The 17133-nt window shown below is 64.3% G+C and carries 21 protein-coding genes and 1 pseudogene; 13 read left to right on the top strand and 9 right to left on the bottom strand.

The genetic code is table 11. The features are described 5' to 3' along the window. Positions 1 to 7: 7 nt before the first annotated feature. The 3 genes from glcF to ACVIJ6_RS04260 all read right to left on the bottom strand — a co-directional run bounded on the left by glcF (position 8) and on the right by ACVIJ6_RS04260 (position 3254). Entirely contained in the window at positions 8 to 1333 is a 1326-nt protein-coding gene (gene glcF, locus ACVIJ6_RS04250; protein WP_456771622.1) for a glycolate oxidase subunit GlcF, read from the bottom strand. Then, on the bottom strand, positions 1330 to 2568 hold the full coding sequence (locus tag ACVIJ6_RS04255) for an FAD-binding protein (protein WP_456771623.1): 1239 nt from the start codon (positions 2566 to 2568) through the stop codon (positions 1330 to 1332). The genes glcF and ACVIJ6_RS04255 overlap by 4 nt, the downstream gene beginning before the upstream one ends. A gap of 320 nt (positions 2569 to 2888) precedes the next feature. Beyond that, a complete protein-coding gene (locus ACVIJ6_RS04260; RefSeq protein WP_456771624.1) occupies positions 2889 to 3254 on the bottom strand; it encodes a hypothetical protein in 366 nt (121 codons plus the stop codon). Between the two features lie 255 nt (positions 3255 to 3509). Between ACVIJ6_RS04260 and ACVIJ6_RS04265 the strand changes: the two genes are divergently transcribed. The 6 genes and pseudogenes from ACVIJ6_RS04265 (at position 3510) to ACVIJ6_RS04290 (ending at position 6645) form a co-directional block, all read left to right on the top strand. Further along, entirely contained in the window at positions 3510 to 4169 is a 660-nt protein-coding gene (locus ACVIJ6_RS04265; protein ID WP_456771625.1) for a flavin reductase family protein, read from the top strand. A 41-nt stretch (positions 4170 to 4210) separates the two neighbouring features. After that, positions 4211 to 4684 (top strand): GFA family protein, encoded by a 474-nt coding sequence (locus tag ACVIJ6_RS04270; protein ID WP_456771626.1) that lies wholly within the window; start codon positions 4211 to 4213, stop codon positions 4682 to 4684. Positions 4685 to 4716: 32 nt separating this feature from the next. Further along, a pseudogene (locus ACVIJ6_RS04275) lies at positions 4717 to 4962 on the top strand (MFS transporter); the annotation flags it as partial. A 173-nt stretch (positions 4963 to 5135) separates the two neighbouring features. Next, entirely contained in the window at positions 5136 to 5426 is a 291-nt protein-coding gene (locus tag ACVIJ6_RS04280; RefSeq protein WP_456771627.1) for a hypothetical protein, read from the top strand. Further along, positions 5378 to 5779: a transposase gene (locus tag ACVIJ6_RS04285; RefSeq protein WP_456771628.1), complete on the top strand. Its 402-nt coding sequence runs from the start codon at positions 5378 to 5380 to the stop codon at positions 5777 to 5779. Before ACVIJ6_RS04280 ends, ACVIJ6_RS04285 begins: the two co-directional genes overlap by 49 nt. Beyond that, the gene (locus ACVIJ6_RS04290) at positions 5776 to 6645 is read left to right on the top strand and encodes an IS3 family transposase (RefSeq protein WP_456771629.1); all 870 of its coding nucleotides are present in this window, start codon (positions 5776 to 5778) and stop codon (positions 6643 to 6645) included. Before ACVIJ6_RS04285 ends, ACVIJ6_RS04290 begins: the two co-directional genes overlap by 4 nt. 767 nt (positions 6646 to 7412) lie before the next feature. Here the strand turns inward: ACVIJ6_RS04290 and ACVIJ6_RS04295 are convergent. Continuing rightward, a complete protein-coding gene (locus ACVIJ6_RS04295; RefSeq protein ID WP_456771630.1) occupies positions 7413 to 8906 on the bottom strand; it encodes an FAD-linked oxidase C-terminal domain-containing protein in 1494 nt (497 codons plus the stop codon). Between the two features lie 212 nt (positions 8907 to 9118). Between ACVIJ6_RS04295 and cycA the strand changes: the two genes are divergently transcribed. Beyond that, complete coding sequence (gene cycA, locus ACVIJ6_RS04300; RefSeq protein WP_456771631.1) at positions 9119 to 9514, top strand: cytochrome c-550 CycA; 396 nt, start codon at positions 9119 to 9121, stop codon at positions 9512 to 9514. 113 nt (positions 9515 to 9627) lie between these two features. Here cycA and ACVIJ6_RS04305 read toward each other — a convergent pair whose 3' ends face one another. Further along, complete coding sequence (locus ACVIJ6_RS04305; RefSeq protein WP_456771632.1) at positions 9628 to 10587, bottom strand: alpha/beta fold hydrolase; 960 nt, start codon at positions 10585 to 10587, stop codon at positions 9628 to 9630. A 254-nt stretch (positions 10588 to 10841) separates the two neighbouring features. On the opposite strand from ACVIJ6_RS04305, the gene ACVIJ6_RS04310 reads away from it, so the two are divergent. Beyond that, positions 10842 to 11024 (top strand): hypothetical protein, encoded by a 183-nt coding sequence (locus ACVIJ6_RS04310; RefSeq protein WP_012041902.1) that lies wholly within the window; start codon positions 10842 to 10844, stop codon positions 11022 to 11024. Between the two features lie 34 nt (positions 11025 to 11058). Here the strand turns inward: ACVIJ6_RS04310 and ACVIJ6_RS04315 are convergent, their stop codons facing one another. From ACVIJ6_RS04315 to ykgO, 3 genes are all read right to left on the bottom strand, one after another. Next, complete coding sequence (locus tag ACVIJ6_RS04315) at positions 11059 to 11307, bottom strand: hypothetical protein (protein ID WP_456771633.1); 249 nt, start codon at positions 11305 to 11307, stop codon at positions 11059 to 11061. Positions 11308 to 11428: 121 nt separating this feature from the next. Next, positions 11429 to 12058, bottom strand: a complete 630-nt coding sequence (locus ACVIJ6_RS04320; RefSeq protein ID WP_456771634.1) for a tetratricopeptide repeat protein — start codon at positions 12056 to 12058, stop codon at positions 11429 to 11431. 85 nt (positions 12059 to 12143) lie between these two features. Beyond that, the gene (gene ykgO, locus ACVIJ6_RS04325; RefSeq protein WP_006611362.1) at positions 12144 to 12269 is read right to left on the bottom strand and encodes a type B 50S ribosomal protein L36; all 126 of its coding nucleotides are present in this window, start codon (positions 12267 to 12269) and stop codon (positions 12144 to 12146) included. 270 nt (positions 12270 to 12539) lie between these two features. On the opposite strand from ykgO, the gene ACVIJ6_RS04330 reads away from it, so the two are divergent. From ACVIJ6_RS04330 to ACVIJ6_RS04340, 3 genes are all read left to right on the top strand, one after another. Next, positions 12540 to 13424 (top strand): amidohydrolase family protein, encoded by an 885-nt coding sequence (locus ACVIJ6_RS04330; protein ID WP_257170772.1) that lies wholly within the window; start codon positions 12540 to 12542, stop codon positions 13422 to 13424. 90 nt (positions 13425 to 13514) lie between these two features. Further along, positions 13515 to 14261, top strand: a complete 747-nt coding sequence (locus ACVIJ6_RS04335) for a haloacid dehalogenase type II (protein ID WP_456771635.1) — start codon at positions 13515 to 13517, stop codon at positions 14259 to 14261. Then, positions 14251 to 14718 carry a YbaK/EbsC family protein gene (locus ACVIJ6_RS04340; protein WP_456771636.1) on the top strand — a complete coding sequence of 156 codons (468 nt, stop codon included), beginning with the start codon at positions 14251 to 14253 and terminating at the stop codon, positions 14716 to 14718. Before ACVIJ6_RS04335 ends, ACVIJ6_RS04340 begins: the two co-directional genes overlap by 11 nt. A 23-nt stretch (positions 14719 to 14741) precedes the next feature. On the opposite strand, the gene ACVIJ6_RS04345 is transcribed toward ACVIJ6_RS04340, so the two are convergent. After that, positions 14742 to 15650, bottom strand: coding sequence for a LysR family transcriptional regulator (locus tag ACVIJ6_RS04345; RefSeq protein WP_456771637.1), 909 nt, complete (start codon positions 15648 to 15650; stop codon positions 14742 to 14744). 127 nt (positions 15651 to 15777) lie between these two features. Between ACVIJ6_RS04345 and ACVIJ6_RS04350 the strand changes: the two genes are divergently transcribed. Both ACVIJ6_RS04350 and wrbA read left to right on the top strand, forming a co-directional pair. Beyond that, positions 15778 to 16476, top strand: coding sequence for a pirin family protein (locus tag ACVIJ6_RS04350; protein WP_456771638.1), 699 nt, complete (start codon positions 15778 to 15780; stop codon positions 16474 to 16476). A 36-nt stretch (positions 16477 to 16512) separates the two neighbouring features. Then, positions 16513 to 17112, top strand: a complete 600-nt coding sequence (gene wrbA, locus ACVIJ6_RS04355; RefSeq protein ID WP_456771639.1) for an NAD(P)H:quinone oxidoreductase — start codon at positions 16513 to 16515, stop codon at positions 17110 to 17112. The last annotated feature ends 21 nt before the right edge of the window (positions 17113 to 17133 follow it).

The raw sequence follows: 17133 nt of genomic DNA on the forward strand, positions 1-17133 counted from the left end.
CCATCCTTCAATTCAATCCTGGTCGCGGACCGCCCGTCGCCCAGTCGAGAAGTTCAACGGTGTGGACGACGGGGACAGTCGTGCCGCTGGCAATCTGCATCATGCAGCCGATATTGCCCGCCGCGATCACATTCGGCTTGACGGTCGCGATATTGGCGACCTTGCGATCGCGCAGCTTCATCGCGATGTCAGGCTGGAGAATGTTGTAGGTCCCCGCCGAACCGCAACACAAATGACTCTCCGGTATATCTTTCACCACGAATCCCGAGTTGGAAAGCAATTCTTTCGGAATGCTCGTGATTTTCTGCCCATGTTGCAGCGAGCAAGCGGAGTGATAGGCAACGACGATGTCGCCGTGCGGCGCCGTCCCGGTCTTGAGATCGAGGCCCGCGAGATATTCGCTGATGTCCTTCGCCAAGGCCGAAACAGCCGCGGCCGGAGCCGCATATTGCGGGTCCTCGCGCAGCATGTGGCCGTAGTCCTTGATCACCGTGCCACAGCCTGAAGTGGTGACCAGGATCGCATCGAGGCCGCGTGCGCTCGCCTCGGCGCTCCACACACCGACATTGCCGCGCGCCCGCGCCAGCGCATCGGCATCCTGGCCCATGTGATGGGTCAGCGCACCGCAGCATTGCTCGTCCTTCACCAGCACCACCTCGATGCCATGCCGGGTCAGCACGTTGATCGCGGCCTGGTTGATGCGGGGGGCGAGCGCCTGCTGGGCACAGCCCTGCAGCAGCGCCACGCGGCCGCGACGCGCCCCCTGCGCCGGAAACACGGTGCCGCCGGACGGCCCGGGCGGCGGCAGGGCCGCCGCGGGGGCGAGATCGAGCATCGCCCTGAGCCGCCGCAACAGGCCCGGCGCCGGCCCTCGGGCCTGCGAGGACGCGGGCAGCAGCGCCTTGAACGGCCGGCCGAGCCGCGCCAGGCTCATGGCGAGACGAAACGCGCGCGGCCGCGGCAGCACATAAGCGAGCACGCGGCGCAGCAGCCGGTCGGTCAGCGGCCGCGTGTAGGTCTTTTCGATTCGCACACGCGCCTGATCGACCAGATGCATGTAGTGGACGCCCGACGGACAGGTCGTCATGCAGGAAAGGCACGACAGGCAGCGGTCGATATGCTTGACCACGTCGGCGGTCGGCGCCTGGTCCTTCTCCAGCATCTGCTTGATCAGATAGATGCGGCCGCGCGGACTGTCGAGCTCATCGCCCAGCAGCACATAGGTCGGACAGGTCGCGGTGCAGAAGCCGCAATGCACGCAGGCGCGCAGGATCTTGTCGGCGACCGCAATATCGGGATCGGCGAGCTGCGCCAAAGTGAATTCGGTTTTCATGACGCAACGCTCCGACGCATCCGGCCGCGGTTGAAAATGGACTTCGGATCGAAGGACACGCGCACCCGCTCTTCCAGCGCAGCAACGCCGGCCGGCTGCGGATGAAACACGTCGACCGCGTGGCGCATCTCGTCCCAGGCGCGCAGCAAGGTGGCGTGACCGCCGGCGGCCTCCACCTGCTGACGGACCAGGCCCGCCGATGCGTCGGGCTGCGGCGGAAGCGCCGCCCAGATCAACCCGCCGCCCCAGTCATAGATCACCTCCCCGCCGGTTGGCCGCGTCAGCGCCTGTCCGATCGCAGCGCCCGACACGGGCGGGCAGACGATCCGCCACACCGGCCAGGCCCCGAGCGGACCGTTGGCCGCGAACGGCAGCACGTCCCGGACGGCGCTCCAGAAGCTGGCGGAGGCCTCATCCGCGATGATGTCGACCGGCCCGAAAGGCGACAGCTGCCTGGCCAGCGACGCGGCGCGATGCGCGGCCGAAGCGGTGATGCCCTCCAGCCTGATCACGGTGACCGCCTCGCGCGGCGAGCCGATGGGGCCGAGCCCCTCGACATCGGGCCGGAGCGACGAGGCCGGCAGATGGGCGGCGCCGGAGACGTCGAAGGGCGAGCCCAACGCGGCCGTCATGGCCCGGTTGGCCTTGAGGTCATCCAGCCCACGCAGCACCAGGCTGCGCTCGGATTCCGGGCGCGGCATCACCTTCAACGTCACCTCGGTCATGACCGCGAGCGTGCCCCAGGAGCCCGCCAGCAGCTTGCAGAGATCATAACCGGTGACGTTCTTGACGACCTTGCCGCCGGTCTTGAAGCTCTCCCCGAAGCCGGAGACGGCGTGGGCGCCGAGCAAGTGGTCGCGCACTCCGCCAGCCCGGATGCGGCGCGGTCCGGCCAGCCCGACCGCGATCATGCCGCCGAGCGTGCCCCTGCCCGGCAGTCCGAGCAGCGGACCGGTGTCCATCGGCTCGAACGCGAATTGCTGGCTCTTCGAATCGATCAGCGACAAGAGGTCGGCGAGCGGCGCGCCGGCCTGGGCCGTGATGATCAGCTCGTTCGGCTCATAGGCGATCACCGCATTGAGGGCGGACAGGTCCAGCACGGCATTGGTCGCCGTGAGCTGGCCGATCTGCCGCTTCGACCCGTGGCCGATGATGTCGAGCGGCTGCTCGCTGGCGATGGCCGCGCGGACCACCTCCTCCACATCGGCTGCGTTGCGTACTTTGAGGGCGTCCACCGCTGCTGGCCTTGCTTGTTGATCTTGCTCGTTGATGATGACAGGCGGTCCAGCGCGACGCGCGGCCACCGGCGCTGGACTCCTTCTAGAGCATGATGTGCGAAAAGTGCAGCCCGGTCTGGCAAAAAGGTCGAGCTCTGACAAGGAGATGGGAGAACGGCAGGCCGATGGGACGGAATGTTCGGACGGCGTGCCGCCGAGAGCAGGTTCCCTCCGGCTGAGCGCTGGCGGCCTCGTTCCCGCGCCCAGGACAGTGATGCGTTCGAAACCGAAATTTGGCTGCGCACTGCCCCGCAGATGTACAGCGCCCGGAGCCAACATCAGCCGCAGGTTTGCAAACCTAAGGTCCATCCGGATGGACCGAGCGTGGCGTCGTGCTCGTCACCGTCAAGGTGTGGCCTGTCGACTTCGGAGCCAACCTGCAGGTCGATCCGACAGCCAACCTTGACGGTGCCTGCGCGCGCCGCCATCGGGCTGCCATGCCGGAAAGGACAATTGCGCGATGCGCGGCATCGCGTCACTTGACAGGAAAAAATGAAAATCCGCTCGGGAGCAAACTTGGGTGAGGCAATACGGGTTCTCACCTTGATTGTCGCCGCGCACCGAAAGCAGCCTGCAAAGCGGTCGACAAGATTGATCGCTCGATCCGCGGCACCCAGAAGAAGGGCTCCCGCATCGGAGGTCACCAAGCCTCCGTCAAACGCTGCCTCCACAGCCCGGCCTTCCACCCTTCCAAAATCAAACCGCTCTGCGCTACACTCTGTCTGCATCGGGGCATTCCTCGAACCATCGCAAAGTTCTTCTCGCAAAAGCACTTTCGTTGATTCGCGCCCCGATGCGCTTCATTCCTGTGAGAAATCCGGGCTAGGCCAGCAAACCCAAGTGCCGTCGCCTTTCTCTGGCGCAACAGCCAGCACAACCTAACAGAAAGCTTAGTTCAAATGACCGCAATGGATTTCCACTACTACGAGCCGTCCAAGGGCCATGGCTTGAAACATAACCCGCTCAACGCCTTGGTCGCGCCGCGCCCGATCGGTTGGATTTCGTCGCGCGACGCGCAAGGCCGGGTCAACTTGGCTCCGTACAGCTTCTTCAACGCCTTCAATTACGATCCGCCTATTATCGGATTCTCGTCCATCGCCTGGAAGGACAGCGTACGAAATGCGTCCGAGACCGGCGAGTTCGTCTGGAATCTCGTAACGCGGGAACTCGGGGACAGGATGAACGAGACGTCTGCGCCGGTGGCTCATGACGTGGACGAGTTTCTGCTGGCCGGGCTTACGGCCGTTCCGGGGCGCGTTATCAATGTTCCACGCGTGGGTGAAAGCCGGGCCGCGATGGAGTGCAAGGTCATCGACATCGTGCAGTTTCGTAACCGGGCCGGCGAGAAGGTCGATGGCTGGCTGGTCCTGGGAGAAGTAGTCGCCGTATACATCGACAAGCTGCTGCTCGAAGACGGCGTCTATCAGACAGCCCAGGCCTATCCGATCATGCGCGCAGGAGGTCTGAACGACTATGTGCAGGTGCTGCCGGAAAACGTATTCCAAATTACGCGGTTGTCCGGCGCCGCTAGCAAGGAACACCACGGCGCCCAGCTGTGAAGCTGCAACGGGTCGTCGCAAACAAGCGGAAGATCAAAACCATGTCTGCTAATTCGCGGCACGCGATGTACGGATCCTGCGGGTGCGGGACCTGCAACTTCAATACAGTGGATACTCCGAAGGCGCGGTTCGTCTGCCACTGCACGATCTGCCAAGCCTTCACGGGAAAGCCCTTCTCCGACGTGGTGGTCCTTCGCGCGCGCGATGTCGTGCTAGAAGGAGCCCGACACATCACATTTGCGAAGTACAAGAAGTATCGCTTGCCGCCGCCCAACCTCAATCGTGGCCGCTGCGGGCAATGCGGAAGGCCCATAGTGGAGACTACTGGCTTTGGGCCGCTGAAGCTGGTGTTCATCCCATCGCTGAATTTTGCCCAGCCCGAACGGCTGCCGCGTGCGCAGATGCATATCTTCTACGATCGGCGCCGACAGGATGCGGAAGACGAACTGCCTAAGCACGCACACTATTGGCCTAGCCAACTGGCGATAGGACAGATGCTGATGCGCAAACTTTAGGAGACGTCCGCGGTCTGAGTTCGGGGTATGCTATGTCGGCCGCCGCTACCCGCGAGCACCGCGGGGCCACGCTCGCGCTGCACTCCACGGTCGGCTTCGGCCTGTCGGCCGCCGGCGCCTGAGGAACGGGCGTCGCGCTCGACGCCGCTGGTGGCCCGCAGAGCGCTGCCGGATGAACACTGGCCTTCATCGTCCTCGCCGCCGGAATCGCGCTGGACCCGCTCGCGCTGCTCTGGTCCCGCGCCGGCGGGACGACAAGCGCGGGACCGGCGAAATGACGGCACATGGATGGGCCCAGCTGCTACGGGCGAGACGCGGACGATCGCGATCATCGCGCGGAAGCGGCGGCGATGCGCCGTATGAAGCGACGAATTCCATGGGATAGATCTCTTGCCCGGTACACGAGAGCGATCACCCATTCTGGCGTTCCCAGATAACGGAGCGCCTCCGCGTGGCCCTGGTCGATCACCTTCCACATGTTTTGATCAGTATAGGGGTCGTTCCCGTCACGGCACCAAGCGAGCCTCTCGGCGATATCTTGCTGCAAGGCGTGAACGCCGGACAGATGCCGCGCGAGATCCAGTTCTCGCCGAATGCTGAGTCGTTCGATCCGGGGATTACGGTGACAGTGCTGGACTGCACCCCTCAAGTGAGACACGATAATCTCGGTGACAGGCATTCCGAGGATGACCTGTGGCAGCAAGAGGGAAGAACCGTCGGTTTCCGACGGCTTACAAGCTGAAGGCAATCAAGCGTGTCGAGCGAGGCGAAGGCGTTCTGCCTGTGGCCCGCGAGCTTGGGATATCGCGCAAGATCCTGCACGACTGGATCAAGGCCTGGAAGGCCCAAGGGCCCGACGGATTGAACCGCAGACCGGGGCCGAAGCCCGGCCCCCGGAAGCTCAAAGCTACAGCAACCTATGACAATAAGAGGTCTGCGCTGACGCGCGCAAATGCTCGTATCGCCGAGTTCGAACGGCTTGTCGGCCGTCAGCAGATGGATCTCGATTTTTTTCGGCAAGCCTTGCGCGCATTGGAGCGGCCGGCAGCGCAAGGCAAACCCGAACCCACATCATCGAAGTCATCCAGGCCATGACATCAGAAGCAACGGAGTCCCACGCCGACGTGCAACGGCTCTGCAGTCTGGCAGGCCTGCCACGCGCGACCTATTACCGGCATCTCAACAAACTCAGTCGCGAGACGGCCGATTGCGAGCTGCGCGACCAGATCCAGCGCATTTGCCTCTACGGCTATCGGCGCGTGACGGTCACGATCCGACGCAAAGGCATGGTCGTCAATGCAAAGAAGGTGCTCAGGCTGATGCGCGAGGACAACCTTCTCGCACAGCGCAAGGTGCCATTCCTGAAGCCGCCGGCAGAGCGGCCAAGGGACATTGTCGTCGTCCCCAATCTCGTACGCGGCCTGGTGCCGTCCGCTCCTGACCAGATCTGGGTGGCGGACATCACCTATGTCCATCTCGCCACGACCTTCGCCTACCTCGCCGTCATCCTCGACGCTTTCTCGCGCAAGGCAGTCGGCTGGGCCTTCGACAACACGCTCGATGCCTCACTCGCGATTGCGGCTTTGGACAGGGCAATCGAGGCCCGCAAGCCGCAGCGCGGCAGCCTGATCCACCACTCCGATCGCGGCGTGCAATACGCCTCGATTGCCTATCGCCAGATCTTGGCGGACATCACGATCAGCATGAGCAGGCCAGGCAACCCGTTCGACAACGCCAAAGCTGAAAGCTTCATGAAGACGCTCAAGGCCGAAGAGGTCAACGGCAAGACATTCTCCGACATCAGAGACGCGCGTCGCCGGATCGATAGCTTCATCGCGGAAGAATTACGGTGCCAGTGCATAAAACACGGACGCGGCCCGGCGTGCGGCCGGACTCACACGGCCTGCGTGACGAAGACGCCTCGGAAGGGCCCCACTGAGGCGTCGGGCAAATCACCTTAGCGGTTTTGCATGATCTCACCGCACAACAGCGACTGCTGCAAGCAGAGTCGCGCCGCGCTGAAGAGCTGATTTCGCGCGCATTTTCAACGCAGAACAGCGCGCATCTCCTGGGCGCCAAATTTCTTCTTTCGCTTTTACAGAAATCATGCCATCCTCCCCCCATCCCGCCTCACCGAGAGGGGCGTACGCGCGGTCGTCACGATATGCGAGGTGGGGATGCGGTGGCCGTGTGGGGTCGCAGCGTGGCTTAACGTCATGCCGACGAACGATCGCGACGCGGACGTGAAATCGTGTGGGCCTGGCCTCCCGGTGCTGAGGCCAAGCCGGCGATGACGCCTCAACGCGTCGCGTCGGCGACGGGGACAAGACAGCCGATCCCCGGGGCGAGCACGTATAAGCGTTAAGACTGCCGCGCAGGGAATGCCGGTTGACCGGCTGCACCTGTGGTGACTGCCGCCTGCTTTTTGTTTGCAGGCGGGCCATGGGTGAGGCCTTCACCCGGCATTCCCTGCGCCCTCTCGATTGGTTTCGAAGGGCGGTGTCGATGGCATCGCTCGGGCGGAAACGCCGCGGGATCGCGGACATGTGCCTGCGGCGTGGAGGTGGATGCGATGAGGACGACACTCTCCTCCGTCATTGCGAGCGAAGCGACGCAATCCAGGGCCCCGCCCGCGACTCTGGATGGCTTCCGCCTTCGCCCTATGGGCTTCGGCGGAGATTTCGGCGCAAGGGCGCCGCGCAATGACGTGGAGAGGTCTGTGGCCCTTTCAGAACCGCGGCAAATCCGGAAACGCCAGCTTGCCGCCGTGCACATGCATCCGCCCAAGCTCCGCGCAGCGGTGCAGCGTCGGAAACACCTTGCCCGGATTCAGCAGACCCAAATGATCGAAGGCGCACTTCACCCGCTGCTGCTGGTTCAGGTCGATCTCGGTGAACATGTCCGGCATCAGGTCGCGCTTCTCGATGCCGACGCCATGCTCGCCGGTCAGCACGCCGCCGAGCTCGACGCAGCAGCGCAGGATGTCGGCGCCGAAGGCCTCGGCCCGCTCCATTTCGCCAGGCTTGTTGGCATCGTACAAAATGAGCGGGTGAAGATTGCCGTCGCCGGCATGGAACACATTGGCGCAGCCGAGCTGGTACTTCTCCGACAGCTCGCGGATCCGCGCCAGCGCCTTCGGCAATGCGCCGCGCGGGATGGTGCCGTCCATGCAGAGATAGTCCGGCGAGATCCGGCCGACGGCCGGAAAGGCCGCCTTGCGTCCGGCCCAGAACAGATTGCGTTCGGCCTCGGAGGTCGAGATGCGACAGGTCGTCGAGCCGCAGCCATTGGCGATCGCCTCGACGCGGCCGATCAGTTCGTCGACCTCGACGCCCGGGCCATCGAGCTCGATGATCAACAGCGCCTCGACGTCGAGCGGATAGCCGGCATGGACGAAGGCCTCGGCGGCGTGGATCGCAGGCTTGTCCATCATCTCCATGCCGCCGGGGATGATGCCGGCGCCGATGATGCGCGCCACGCATTCGCCGGCGGCCTCGACCTCGGAAAACCCGACCATCAGCGCCCGCGCCGTCTCCGGCTTCTGCAGAATGCGGACGGTCACCTCGGTGACCACGCCGAGCAGGCCTTCCGAGCCGGTGATCAGCCCCATCAGATCGTAGCCGGCGTTCTCGGCGCATTTGCCGCCGATCCGCAACACCTCGCCATTCATCAGCACGATCTCGCAACCGAGCACGTTGTTGGTGGTCATGCCGTATTTGAGGCAATGCACGCCGCCGGAATTCTCCGCGACATTGCCGCCGATCGAGCAGGCGATCTGCGAGGACGGATCGGGCGCATAGTAGAAGCCGGCATGCGCGACCGCCTGGCTGATGGCGAGGTTGGTGACCCCGGGCTCGGTGACGACGACGCGGTTGTCGAAGTCGATCTCGCGGATCCGCTTGAACTTGCCAAGCCCGAGCAGCACGCCGTCGGCGAGCGGCAGCGCGCCGCCCGACAGCGACGTGCCCGAGCCGCGGGGAACCACCTTGATGCCTTGCGCATGGCAATATTTCAGGACCTTGGCCACCTCTGCCGTGGTCTCCGGCAGCACCACGACCATCGGCGGCTGCCGGTAGGCCATCAATCCGTCAGACTCGTAAGGCAGCATTTCGGCGGCGCTGTCGATGACGCCCTCTCCCGGGACGATCGCGCGCAGTGCAGCAACGATCTGGTCACGCCGTGCCAGCACCGCCTGATCAGCTTCCGGCATCATGATCGCCATCGCACGCATCTCCTGAAAACGATTTGTGCCGCCATATCAATCACAACCAAGGCGGTTTGGGTAGGCGGCCAAGCCGGGTTTCGCTGTTTGCTGCCGCGCAAACAGGCCGACGATAATGCTGAACCGGAAGCGGACGAGCGACTTGTGTGAGGGCGGAGGCCATGCAACAAACCTCCGTACAAACCTTGTCTCGTAACCACAGAGCCTGATCCATGAAGAAACTGACTTTGACTGCGCTCGTTGTTATTGCCTCGTCGTCGGTGGCGTCTGCCGCGCTGGCGCAGGATGCCGCCGCAGGCAAGACCGCCTTCAACAAGTGCCTGCCCTGCCATGCGATCGGCGAAGGCGCGAAGAACAAGGTGGGCCCGGAACTCAACGGCCTCGACGGCCGCAAATCGGGCAGCGTGCCGGACTACAACTATTCCGATGCGAACAAGAACTCGGGCATCACCTGGAACGAAGCGGTGTTCAAGGAATACATCAAGGACCCGAAGGCCAAGATCCCGGGCACCAAGATGACCTTCGCCGGCATCAAGAGCGAGAACGAGATCAACAACCTGTGGGCGTATGTGTCGTCCTTCGACAAGGACGGCAAGCAGAAGCAGTAACTGGCTGCCCCCGACCGGTTAAAGAGGATTCGAGCCCCGGCGTCCCGTCGGGGCTTCTTCTTGAGCCAGTTCCTCAGGCATTTCGTGGGCCAGGTGCTTGACCAGGCTCCCGGTCACGGCGCGACCGCTTCGGCCGGCGCCACCGCCGCGACCAGGCGCTCGACCTCGCTGGCCACCAGATCAGGCACCGCATTCTGGACCATGTGCCCAAGCCCGGGCAGCACGATCAGCCGCGTCTGGGAGATCGCCTGGGCGAGCGGACGGGAATGGATGTCGGTGGAGACGGTGGCGTCGGCGTCCCCCGCCACGATCGTCACCGGCACCCGGATCTCGCTGTAGCGCGCCGCCTGCTCGGTCACCGACTGCTTCAAGGTGACGAGATCGCGCGCATTGGCGATGAATTCGTGCGGCCGCAACAGCAGCGGCGTTGCCGTCCGGTCCACGAAATCGTCCGGCATCTGCTGCGGCGCGAACACGCCGCGCGCCCCTGGAGCCATCAGCGCAAGGCCGAGCGGCAGGGTGATCGTGTGGGCCAGCAGCGGCCCGACCACCGGGGTCGTCACCGCCGCATTGTACTGGCCCACCCCGCCGCGCCAGGGATAGGCAACCGGGGCCAGCATCACGAGCCCGGCCACCCGCCCGGGAAAGTCGAGCGCCATGCGCAAGCCAAGCGCCCCGCTCCAGGAATGAACGACCAGGATCACCGGACCGATCCCCGTCCGGGCCAACGCCTCGTCCAGCATGCGGGCCTGGGCGGCCGGGGTGGAATCCTCGCTCCGCTCGCGCGGGCTCCAGCCGTGCCCGGGGCGATCGACCAGCAGCACCCGATGCCGCTGCGCCAGCAGATCGCCCAGCGGCCTGCGCATTGCCTCCAGGTTTGAACTGGCGCCGTGGATCAGCAAAAGCGGCGGCCTTTGGCCGTCGCGAGGGCCGATATCCACAAGATTGATAGTTGCACCGTTAACAGGGATCGCCTGCCCTTGCGGCGGATAACGCCTTTCGACGATCGCCACACCGGCCCGCGTGGCGAGCGCCAGCGCCCCCATCGCACCCACGATTGCTATTGAAATCATTAGGATTTTTCTTCGTGTCACCCGCTAGATACGGCGCCGCTTGGAGAGAGTTGCGCGAAGGCCGGCACAATCGCACGTGCGGTCAAGCCGATTCCGTCATCATGGCGTCGTCGGCCTTTTTATAACCATGGTCGGGACTTTTCCTCGCAATCGGCCGATGGCCATGAATTACTTGCGGTCAAGTCAGGTCCCGCTGCGCACAGCAACGATGACCAACCCTGCGCGTTAGTTTGTAGTTTTGGGAGGGGGTAACAATGAGTTTCCGTTCGAGCGAGGCAGCCATCGACGAGATCGTCGCCAGCTGCAATGGCGATCTCCGTGGTGCGCTGAAGGCCCTGCTGCTGGTCAACGAGCATCTCGAGGCCGAAATCGCGCAGCTTTATGCCGCGGCCGTCCAATACGGCCTGCCAGAGCGCCGCAGCACCGCCTTCCACTGACGGACCGACCCGGCTTCGCCGGATCTTGGGCCGATCAATCCTCGGACGTGATGTCCTTGTTCGGGCACGCGTTGATGGTCGATCGCGCGAGCTTGGCGTCATCCAGCGACTTGAACGGCCCGGATGCGAACCAGATGTCACCCATGATCGTGACGACTGGATTGCTGGTCACGATTTCGCACTTGTTGGTGGCGCGATTGCCGACCACCCAGAACATATCCTCGGCCCAGACGGCCGTTGCCGTGGCCATCACCAGCGCTGCCGTCAGCACCGCACGGATCATTGTGCCTTCTCCTGCCGACCGGTCTCGGTCAAGCGGCAGTTAGGCTCGCGCGGTGCCACCAGCAAGGCGGGCGAGTCCGGCATGGTTAACCGTACATTGAACAGGCAGGTCTGTTGAACGGCTAGATATCGCGACCTTCGACCTTTTCGGTCAGGGTCTTGACCAGTTCCGGCACCTTTTCCAGATGCGGATTGACGTCGAGCGCCTTGCGGAAGGCATCCAGCGCCCGCTTCTCCTCGCCGAGATCCTGCATGATCATCCCGAGGCCGGCCAGCGCGCCGAAATGCCGCGGCTCCCGCAGCAGCACCTGCTGGATGTCGGCGAGCGAGCGGCCGTAATCATTCTGCAGGTAATAGACTGTGGCGCGCCGATTCCAAGCCTCGACATAATCGGGCCGGAGCTTGATCACGGAGTCGAGCAGCTTCAGCGCCACCTCGTTCTGCCGCGCATCCATCGCGGCCTTCGAGCGTGACATCAGCAAGGCAACGGTGTCGCTCGGGGTCTGCAGCCAGATCGCCCAGATCCGCGCTTCGACGTGCTTGGCGCTGACGTCATCCGGGGCCGCCTTGAGCGCGCCGAACAGGAAATCGAGCCCCTTGGTCTTGTCGGCCCCGATCTTCGGCAGCTTGGCAGGAGCCTCGGGCGGCTTCGGCTTGACCCCGGCGCGGGGTTCAGCCTGCGCCTGCGCTAGGTGCGGGACCAAGATGACGACAGCGGCCAGCAGAGCCGCCCAGGAAGATCGTTTTGCCATGCGCGAAGTCTAAACGCAGACAGCGCGTCCTGCAAAGCAGCACGCGCGTCAAAGGCCTGTGAGCAGGCGGCGCTGGCAACCGGAATCAGCCCTGGCGGGCCTTGAAGCGGCGCTGGACCTTGTTGATCACATAGACGCGGCCCTTGCGGCGAACCAGACGGTTGGCGCGATGGCGGCCACGCAGCGACTTCAGCGAGTTACGGACCTTCATGGGACATCCTGATGCGTTTGAAAGGCCGTGTTGGACAGGCCGAAAGTGGCAAATAGGAATGGATTTCCGCAAGCGACCAAGTCGCCCGGACTAGCCGGTTTCTAACCACCAGCCGGCCGGATGTCAATGATGGCAAGTCCGGCTTCAACAGCGACGGCCAACCATAGCCCAGACCGAGGCGGACAGTCCGGATGCCGATTTGGCGATTGCCAAATTTGTTATATCGTATAATCAATTTTCCAAAGCCAAGAACCAACGCCGGGAACGCCCATGCCCAAGCTTGCTCTGCCCAAGATCGACGACGTCGTCGCCATCGACATCCACACCCATGCCGAGGAGCCGTGCGGCATGCATGCGGATGACGGCTACGACGATTTCCAGGCCCAGATGGCCGATTACTTCAAATCGCCTCACAAGCATCCGCCGACCGTGCCGGAGACCGCGGCCTACTACCGGTCGAAGAACATCGCCGCGGTGATCTTCCCGGTCGATGCCGAGCGCGAGACCGGCTTCCGCCGCTACAAGAATGAGGAGATGCTGGAGATCGCGTCCGAGCATCTCGATGTGCTGATCCCCTTCGTCAGCATCGACCCGCACAAGGGCAAGCTCGGCGTGCGCGAGGCGCGCAGGCTGATCGAGGATTACGGCGTCCGCGGCTTCAAATTCCACCCGACCATGCAGGGCTTCTACGCCAACGACCGCCTTGCCTACCCGCTGTATGAAGCAATCAATGACGGCGGCGCGATCGCGCTGTTCCACACAGGCCAGACTGGCGTCGGCTCGGGCATGCCGGGCGGCATGGGGATGCGGCTGAAATATTCCAACCCGATGTACATGGACGACGTCGCGGCCGACTTCCCCGACCTCAAGATCATCCTCGCGCACCCGTCCTTCCCCTGGCAGGAGGAGGCGCTGTCGGTCGCGACCCACAAGCCGAACGTCTATATCGACCTCTCGGGCTGGTCGCCGAAATATTTCCCGCCGATCCTGGTGCGCTACATCAACTCGATTCTGCAGGACAAGATGCTGTTCGGCTCGGACTGGCCGGTGATCACGCCGGACCGCTGGCTGGCCGACTTCGCCAAGCTCGACATCCGCGAGGAGATCCGGCCGAAGGTCCTGAAGGCCAACGCGCGCAAGCTGCTCGGCATCTGACAGCGCTCGCTCAGCGAGGATCGTGCTATCATCCACAGGCGCGGTGGCCATCAGCCATCGCGCCTGTTGTTTTTTGATCAGGTGAGCACCGTGCCGTTCAAAGCTGTGGTCTTCGACGCCTATGGCACGCTGTACGACATCCAGTCGGTGGCGGCCGTCACCGCGCAGGCATTTCCCGGCCATGGCGACATCATTACCCAGATCTGGCGCATCAAGCAGCTCGAATACACCTGGCTGCGCTCGCTGATGCAGCGCTACGAGGATTTTGCCGTCGTCACCCGCGACTCGCTGACCTATACGCTGCGCATTCTCGGGCTTCACGCTGATGCAGCCACGCTGGAGCGCATCATCGCCAAGTATCTCGATCTGGATCCCTATCCCGACGCGAGGGCTGCGCTTGCCGCGATGAAGCATCACCGGCTTGCGATCCTCTCCAACGGCAGCCCCGCGATGCTCGGCGCGCTGGTCAGGGCCAGCGGTTTCGACACGCTGCTCGATGCCGTCATCAGCGTCGATGCGCGCCAGATCTTCAAGCCGAGCCCCCAGGTGTACGCGCTGATCGAACAGACGCTCGGCCTGGCACCGGCCGATGTGCTGTTCGTGTCGTCCAATCCGTGGGACGTGTGCGGCGCCAAAGCATTTGGATTGAACGTCGCTTGGATCGAGCGTGTCACGCCGGAGGCCATGGCTGCAGCCTGCATCAAAGCCGACCTGGTGGCGCCGCTGACCATGTTCAAGGCGCTTCGCACCCAGATGGACGAGTTGGGTTTTGCGCCCGATTATCGTATTGCTGCGCTGTCCGAACTGCCTGAGATCGCAAGCCAGCATGAGCCTTGAATCAGTCCGCGCCTTCTTCGCCGAAAAAGCCCCCGACATCGACGTCCTCGTCTCCAGCCAAAGCTCCGCCACCGTGGCGCTCGCTGCGGAAGCCTATGGCGTCGAGCCTGCCCGCATCGCCAAGACACTCTCCCTTCGCGTCGGCGACCGCGTCATCCTGATCGTCGCCGCTGGTCATGCGCGGATGGACAACAAGAAGGTCAAGGCGCTGTTCGGCGGCAAGCCGAAGATGCTCGGCCTCGACGAGGTCGCCGACATCACCGGACACGAGGTCGGCGGCGTCTGCCCGTTCGGCCTGAAGTCCCCGCTGGCGGTGTATTGCGACATCTCGCTGAAGGCGTTCGATATCGTCGTGCCGGCCGCGGGCTCGACGCACAGCGCGGTTAAGATTACGCCGGACCGCATGGCGGAGCTGACGGGAGCCGAATGGGTCGACGTCTGCGAGGTGCAGTCCTGATCGGCTGACGTCGGCCGGCGCGATCATCGCTTCTTCCCCTTCGCCAGCTCCTTGACCAGAAACTCCGTCAGAACTTCGATGCGCGCCGGGCGCGGGCCGCCGGGCGGCATCACCAGATGCATCGCGCCTTCGGGCTGGCTCCAGCCCTTGAGCACCACCTCGACCTCGCCCGAGGCGATCGCGTCGCTGACGATGAAGTCCGGCAGGTCGGCGATGCCGAGGCCGGCCAGCACCGCCGGCAACAGCGCCTCGCCATTGTTGACGCGCAGCTGTCCCGCCGGCCGCACGCTCGCCTGCTCGCCCGCGGCGTTGGTGTAGTGCCAGACGCCGGCGGTGGAGAGATAGGCATAGCCGAAGCATTTGTGCTCGGCGAGATGCATCGGATGCGTCGGCCGTCCGTGCCGCTTCAGATAAGACGGCGCCGCCACCGTATAGCGCGGCATCGGACAGAGCCGGCGCGCCACCAGTGAGGAGTCCGGCAGCCGCGCGATGCGCAGCGCGAGATCGAACCCCTCTCCGATCAGATCGACGGTCGCGTCGCTCATATGCAGGTCGATCGACACCTCGGGATATTGCTCGAGAAAGGCCGGCAGCAGCGGTGCGATCTTCTTCACACCGAAGGTCATCGGCACCGCGAAGCGCACCAGCCCGCGCGGCGTGAGCGACTGCGCCAGCGCCTCTGTCTCTGCCGCCTCGCCATCGGCGAGCAGCTGCGCGGCACGCTCTGACAGCCGTTGCCCGGCATCGGTCAGCGCCAGCCGGCGCGAGGTGCGGTTGAACAGCCGCGTGCCCAGCCGCTCCTCCAGCCGGCTCACGGCCTTCGACACGGACGCCTTGGACAGGCTCAGCTCCTGGGCCGCGCCTGCGAAGGAGCGCAGCTCGACGACCTTGGCGAAGATCGCCATCGCCTCGAAATCGGGAAGTCGCGCCATCGGCTTTAGCTCTTTTTCTGAAACAATGGGTTTCAATAGTTTCTATTTCTATACCCAGCCTCCCAGCCTATTCCAAGGTCCAACAGCACGACGGCGCGCGGCCGGCGTGCGACAACGGAGCAAACCCATGATCGAATTGAAGCCCTTTGCGGCGCTGGGCGGCGCCGACCACGGCTGGCTGAAGGCCAAGCACCATTTCTCGTTCGCGAACTATTACGACCCCAGCAATATGGGCCACGGCGCCCTGCGGGTCTGGAACGACGACGAGATCGCGCCGAACACCGGCTTCCCGGCGCATCCCCATCGCAACATGGAGATCATCACCTATGTCCGCGAAGGCGCGATCACCCATCAGGACAGCCTCGGCAACAAGGGCCGCACGGAAGCCGGCGACGTGCAGGTGATGAGCGCGGGCAGCGGCATCCGCCACTCCGAGTACAATCTCGAGCCGACCACGACGCGGATTTTCCAGATCTGGATCGAGCCCGCCACCGATGGCGGCCAGCCGACCTGGGGCGCCAAGCCGTTTCCGAAGGCCGACCGCTCCGGAAAGCTCGTGACGCTCGCCTCGGGCTTCGCGGACGACACCGACGCCCTGCCGATCCGCGCCCAGGCGCGCGTGCTCGGCACCACGCTGAAGGCCGGCGAGACCGCTGAATACGCGGCCGACGAGGCGCGGCACCTCTATCTCGTGCCGGCCGCCGGCAGCGTCGAGGTCAATGGCATCCGCGTCAACGCCCGTGACGGCGCCGCCATCCGCGACGAAGCCACGCTCAAGATCACCGCGCTCGAGGATTCCGAGCTGGTGCTGGTCGACGCCGCCTAACCATTTCTGCTCACCCTCATCCCCACGGAGACTGCCATGACCAAGGTTCTCGTTCTCTACTACTCCGCCTACGGCCACATCGAAGCGATGGCCAATGCGGTCGCCGAAGGCGCCCGCGAGGCCGGCGCCACCGTCGACATCAAGCGCGTGCCGGAGCTGGTGCCCGATGATGTCGCCAAGGCGTCGCACTACAAGCTCGACCAGGCCGCCCCGGTCGCCAAGATCGAGGAGCTCGCCAACTACGACGCGATCATCGTCGGCACCGGCACCCGCTTCGGCCGCATGGCCTCGCAGATGGCGAACTTCCTCGACCAAGCCGGCGGCCTCTGGGCCAAGGGCGCACTGAACGGCAAGGTCGGCGGCGCGTTCACCTCGACCGCGACCCAGCATGGCGGCCAGGAGACCACGCTGTTCACGATCATCACCAACCTCCTGCATTTCGGCATGACCATCGTCGGCCTCAATTACGGCTTCGCCGGCCAGATGAAGCTCGATGAGGTCACCGGCGGCTCGCCCTATGGCGCGACCACGATCACCGGCGGTGACGGCAGCCGCCTGCCGAGCGAGAACGAGCTGGCGGGGGCGCGCTATCAGGGCCGCGTCGTCGCAGAAACCGCCAAGAAGCTGCATGGCTGATGCGACTGGGGCGGCACTTCC

The organism is Bradyrhizobium sp. USDA 4369, from assembly GCF_054056435.1.